Annotated in this window: 4 protein-coding genes and 1 pseudogene; all 5 read right to left on the reverse strand. The window is 48.3% G+C overall.

Going from position 1 to position 3,214, the window contains the following annotated elements:
* Window positions 1–567, reverse strand: a pseudogene (locus AO068_RS28895) (DUF637 domain-containing protein); the annotation flags it as partial.
* 260 nt (window positions 568–827) lie between these two features.
* Window positions 828–1,088 carry a hypothetical protein gene (locus AO068_RS24300; protein WP_058402431.1) on the reverse strand — a complete coding sequence of 87 codons (261 nt, stop codon included), beginning with the start codon at window positions 1,086–1,088 and terminating at the stop codon, window positions 828–830.
* A complete protein-coding gene (locus tag AO068_RS28590; RefSeq protein ID WP_144439842.1) occupies window positions 1,069–1,308 on the reverse strand; it encodes a hypothetical protein in 240 nt (79 codons plus the stop codon). Before AO068_RS28590 ends, AO068_RS24300 begins: the two co-directional genes overlap by 20 nt.
* A 316-nt stretch (window positions 1,309–1,624) precedes the next feature.
* The gene (locus AO068_RS24305; RefSeq protein WP_058402430.1) at window positions 1,625–2,236 is read right to left on the reverse strand and encodes a hypothetical protein; all 612 of its coding nucleotides are present in this window, start codon (window positions 2,234–2,236) and stop codon (window positions 1,625–1,627) included.
* On the reverse strand, window positions 2,220–3,214 hold a 995-nt coding region (locus AO068_RS28900), incomplete at its 5' end, for a hypothetical protein (RefSeq protein WP_161936609.1). The genes AO068_RS28900 and AO068_RS24305, both read right to left, overlap by 17 nt.

A 3,214-nucleotide genomic window follows, 5' to 3' on the forward strand; every position in this document is an offset into this window, starting at 1 on the left:
TATCAGGCCGCTGTTGACCAGGTCATTTCCAGCGGCAGCCGACAGGTTGTTGGCCGCACGCAAGGTGCCGACGTTGTCGAGGTTTTGCCCGGCAATCAGCGAGACGTCGTTACCTGCAATCAATGCCCCGGTCGGGCCAAGACGATTGTCGGCCTGAGCCAGATACAGCACTGGCACCAGCACTTTTTCGCCATTCACTTCGTGCTCTTCGATCCAGACGATGTCGTGGGTCAGTGCAGCGACTTGCTGTGAACTCAGCGATATGCCGACCGCCAGGTTCAGTTGCTGCTTGCTGGCGATGGCGTTGTTCATCAGGTACTTGAACTGGGCCTCGTTGGAGGTCTGGCCGTCGATGAACGCCTGGCCGGTTCTGGCCACAACGGCTTGCTGAACGAGGCGCTGCTCATACAAGCCATCGCCCAAGCGCTTGGCGCTGACTTCCGGGTCGTAACCCAAGCCTGCGAGCAGGTAATCCGAACTCATGAACTGCTTGAGCTCAGTGAGCACCGGGTTTGTTTCGATCAGGTATTTCTGCGGTTTGGAAACGAAGTTGCTACTGGGCAGGCCCTAAATGCTCACCTCGCAAGAAGTGCGTGTTGTGTATTGAGATTTTGCTCCTGTTAAGAGGCGAAAAATCATGCTCAAAAAGGGCGTATTGAGCAGCTAGACCGTAGGTCGTCAGGGTGGGTGCAAAAGGGATGCAACTTGACTGCAGAAAGGATGCAAGAAGGCGGCAAAAAGGTGCAGATTGGGTGCAAAAACACTGGCGCTAGGCCGGTGCTGGGAATGTATGTCAGTAAAATCTGGGGCTTTTACTGATGAGCAAACTACTCCTCGATTAACCCCAGCGCTTCGCCCAAGCTTTCCACAAACTCTGCCTGCTCATCTGAATACTCTATTGCGATGCTTTTAAACTGTGAGCACAAAGATGATTTAGATTCCAAGTCCATTATTTGCAATGTCGAAGCTAATTGTTCAAGCCCCTGCATTGCAGCATCTGGATTTAATGCATCATCCCCCGAAAACTCAAGAAATATAGCAAGCTCAACAATGGCTCGCGCAACGTGCTTATTGATTTCCTGGCTCACGAATCACCTTCACTGAAATATTTTTAATGCCCAGCTCATCAAACATTTTCTGAGCTCTATTTGCTTGAGCCTGTGTAGGTACTTCCCAGCGCGCAGTTAAACCATTCTGACTTAACACGTCAGACTGCCTAAGCGCCTGATCCTTCGATTTGCTTGTCGTTACAACCGAAATCTTGCGATCAACTAAAACTTCACCATCCACACCATCGAATTTAACCAACCTGTTGATCCATCCGGCATTGTTCTTTCTAGCGCAGGAGCTTGGCCAGATTGGGTTGTAGGATTGGAGCGAGCACGGGTTGCTGAGTCATTGTAATCCCGGGCACGCGAACTCATACCTGCATTCTCATCAACCCACTTGACCTTAGTTGACGCAAGATCATCTACCTTACCGGCAGCGTCACCAGTTGCTTTTTCGCCACCTACCGAAATTGTTCTATCAAATCAACCTCAAAACCAATGAGAAAGCGATACAGATTTATTTAGAACGCAAACAATTTAATTAAATAAAACCGAACCCTTTCCACTTCAATATTTCAACCGCCATAAAGCTTAAAAAAATTCATTCTATCTAGGATCCAGTATTGAACATCGTCAGGGATGAGCAATCCAAAATCGCTACTACAACGAGCATTCCACTGTGTTTTTGGCAACGCCAATTCCTCATGCAACCGACCATAGTCGGTATGTCGGTAAATCCCACGGTCGAAATTTACGTAAAAGCTCGGCAATTTCATACGCAAAAAATTCCATTTTCGCAAATCCATTTCTCCTCCATAAGACAAGAACCGCTCTACATCCTTATAAAAACTCTTGGCACTTTCCAACGTTAAGCCTTTGAAAAAGAAATCGCGCATCATCGTAAAACTTATCACTTCTGCTTCGACACTATCGATGTACTGATAAAAATTATGAGCTCCTAGAACTGAGATCCCACCCCGAAAGAGCCCAAGAGCTTTTTCATAATCTTCCTGCTTTAGCCGGCCTGTTTCAATATACGACAAATAATCCGGCCGGACATCGATACAGTAATTGGACTTATCATCCACAACGTAATAATGCTGCTCTTTCAAAACAAACAGGGCAATTGATTTGCGCCCTTCAAACAGCTCACTTTCTAATGAGCTAAGCTTAGCGTCCAAACTCATGAAAAAACTCCTCCTGCGTCAATACTCGTGCATTTGATGAGTGTTTCTCAAGCAAGGAATCCCATACTTTCGGGAGTTCTAGTGAAACACTTGGCTTCCCTTGATTTGGATCCACAATCTTGGGGGCGTTAGGGTTCCTTATCTGACCGGGCAAAGGTCGTTGATCAATAGCTTCGGACATAATTTTCTGGTGCAACGATTGATCAACCTCAAAAACAACCACGTTACCGTCAGGCCTTTTATTAGATAGATAATAAGCAGCATGGCTGGGGCCATTTGTACTGACACATAACTGACCACTGCATCCAGAATCAATCGATACCGTCCCATCAGATTTCACAGTAATTCGATTTTGACTAGTCTGGAATCCTGAACCACCTGATTCAACCCTGAAATAAGTTTCAGTTTGTGTTGACGGCGCACCGCCATTTTCCGCAACAGGCCGAGAGTTTGGTTCATTTAATGCGGTTTTGCCTTTTGCACCATCTCGCACCGTATCAAGGCTAGAGCTTACACTATCTCCAGGCATTTCAGGAGCATCCGGCACATCCAGATCACGCCCAGCACTCTCAAGCTTAGCCAGCTTCTTCTCCAACGAACTCGCCTTGTAGCTCGCCGCAGCAGTCTTGAGGGCACTGCTCGAAAGGTCGATACCCATCCTCGACAGCTCTGCCGCTGCTTTCGCAGTGTTCGTCTGACCTCCCGCCAAAGCGCCGACAACAATCGATATCGCTTGCCCCATCGTCGTGCCTAATTGCTCGGCGTTTTCATCACCCCCCTCCTGAAGCGCTGTATTGATCTTGGCCAATTGCAACGCCAGAGCATCAGATGCCGCGCCCAATAGCTGTCGTCCCGAGGCCGATTCGACAAAATCTTTCACTGCGGCGAAGCTTTCGATTGGGTGCGCCACAAGTTGTGCGGCACTGTCGAGTGAGGTCAATCCGGAGTCAGCCAGCCCGTCTTTGAGACCGATCAACA

This window comes from Pseudomonas sp. ICMP 3272, from assembly GCF_001466905.1.
Classification (GTDB): domain Bacteria; phylum Pseudomonadota; class Gammaproteobacteria; order Pseudomonadales; family Pseudomonadaceae; genus Aquipseudomonas; species Aquipseudomonas amygdali.